At 69.5% G+C, this 2009-nt stretch carries 3 protein-coding genes; 2 read left to right on the top strand and 1 reads right to left on the bottom strand.

Features of this window, described 5'->3' with window-relative positions; translation table 11 throughout:
* Positions 1-241 precede the first annotated feature (241 nt).
* Complete coding sequence (locus FJY88_13940; GenBank protein MBM3288427.1) at positions 242-754, top strand: rhodanese-like domain-containing protein; 513 nt, start codon at positions 242-244, stop codon at positions 752-754.
* Positions 751-1206 carry a hypothetical protein gene (locus FJY88_13945; protein MBM3288428.1) on the top strand — a complete coding sequence of 152 codons (456 nt, stop codon included), beginning with the start codon at positions 751-753 and terminating at the stop codon, positions 1204-1206. The genes FJY88_13940 and FJY88_13945 overlap by 4 nt, the downstream gene beginning before the upstream one ends.
* Here FJY88_13945 and FJY88_13950 read toward each other — a convergent pair.
* On the bottom strand, positions 1109-2009 hold a 901-nt coding region (locus tag FJY88_13950), incomplete at its 5' end, for a low specificity L-threonine aldolase (GenBank protein ID MBM3288429.1). The genes FJY88_13945 and FJY88_13950 overlap by 98 nt on opposite strands.

The following is a 2009-nucleotide window of genomic DNA, read 5'->3' on the forward strand; positions in this document are numbered from 1 at the left end:
GACGACGATCCAGATCACCTGCGACGGGTCGAAGCCCTACGAGCTGCTCGGCGTCGAGACGGGGGTCCCGTACTTGAGCGGCGAGATCATCCCCAAGGGGAGCAACAAGTACGATCTCCGGATCACGCTGGAGGAGCGGTCCGAGACGGGGATGTTCGTGCAGCGGATCGCGGTCCTGACGAGCGATCCGAAACAGCCCAAGATCTTCCTCCAGGTCCAGGGCCACGTCCGCGGGTGAGCCTTGCGACGAGCGCTTCTCGAGACGATCGCCCTCGCCGTCCTCGCGGCCGCCGCCGCCGTCGCCTGGAACGCGGGCCGCGCCGAGAGATTCCCGACAACGCTCCCGGCCGCCTTCTTTCGCGCCGACTCGGGCGCGCGGCCGATCCTGACCGCGCAAGCCGGCAAGCTCTACGCGGAGGGGGCGATCTTCCTCGACGCCCGCGCCCCTGACGAGTATGCCGAGGGGCAGATCGAGGGAGCCTTGAATGTCCCGGTCGAGGAGTGGCGCGAGCTCTACCCGGAGCTCTCCTCATGGATCTCCGGCTCGAAAGTCATCGTCTACGCCGATCCGGATCGAGTCGAGCGGGCGGACGATCTCGCTCGGGCCCTGCTCTCCCGCGGAGCGCCCCGGGAGTCGCTCTTCGTCTTGATCGAGGGGATCGATGCCTGGCGCCGAGCGGGACTTCCCTCGGCCGAGGGGGAGGATCGAGTCCTCGGCTCCGGCCTCGGATCGGACGAGGAGATGGAGCCATGAGATGGCGGGCCGCCATCCTCTGGCTCCTCCGCCTGGGACTCTGCGCCCTCTACATCTTCGCGGCGGCGCCGAAGCTCGCGGATCCGTGGGCCTTCGCCCGCTCGATCCACAACTTCAAGATACTCCCTGACGGGATCGTGCCGGAGCTCGCGCTCTGGCTTCCTCCCTTCGAGGGTCTCGCCGCCCTCGCGGTTCTGACGGGGCTCTTCTACAGGGGAGGACTGCTGGCGATCAGCGGGATGTCGGCCGCCTTCGCGGCAGGCGTGGCGTCCGCGATGGCTCGGGGCCTCGACATCGACTGCGGCTGCTTCGGGGAAGCCGCCCACTCTCGAGCGAACCTGCCCCACCTGCTGCTCAACCTGGCCAGCCTCGCAGCGGGGATCGTCCTTCTCGCAGCATCCGCGCGCAGCGTCCGAAGGCATCCGACGCCCGCGCGATCCCCTCGTCGCTGACATCCAGGTGAGTCACCGCCCTGAGGGCGCCGGGGCCGAAGGGAACGATCCGGACCCCGAGGCGCGCCATCTCCGCGCACCACTCCTCCGGCCTTCCGATCTTGACTCCGATGACCAGGATGTTCGTCTCGACCGACGCCGGATCGACCGATAGCTCCGGCAGCGCGGCGACGGCGCGAGCGAGATCCCTCGCCCTCCTGTGGTCCTCCGCGAGACGCGAGCGATGGTTGTGCAGGGCGTGGAGGCATCCGGCCGCGAGGATCCCGACCTGTCGCATTCCTCCTCCCAGCCTCTTGCGGACGAAACGGGCGCGGGCGACAAACTCCTCCGCGCCGCAGAGGACCGATCCGATGGGCGCGCCGAGCCCCTTCGAAAAACAGACGGAGACCGAGTCGGCCAGGGCGGCGTAGCGCGCCTCCGGGACGCCCGACGCGACCGCCGCGTTCCAGAGCCTCGCTCCGTCGAGATGGACTCTGAGACCCGCCTCCCTCGCAACCCTCGCGGTCGCATCCATCCCCTCGAGAGGAAGGACCTTCCCGCCCGCCCGATTGTGGGTGTTCTCGAAGACGAGGAGGGAGGAAGCCGGGAAGTGGACGTTCGGCGGCCGCAGTGCCGCGCGCAACGTGTCGGCCGCCACCAACCCGCCCTCGCCCGGCAGCGGATGGACCTGGACGCCCGAGACGACCGCCGGGGCCCCCGCCTCGTAGAGATAGACGTGGCTGCGCTCCTCGAGGAGGACTTCCTCTCCGGGACTGGTGTGGACGGCGATCGCGGCCTGGTTGGCCATCGTCCCGCTGGCGACG

It is taken from the genome of Candidatus Eisenbacteria bacterium, assembly GCA_016867495.1.
In the GTDB taxonomy this organism is placed as follows: Bacteria; Eisenbacteria; RBG-16-71-46; order CAIMUX01; family VGJL01; genus VGJL01.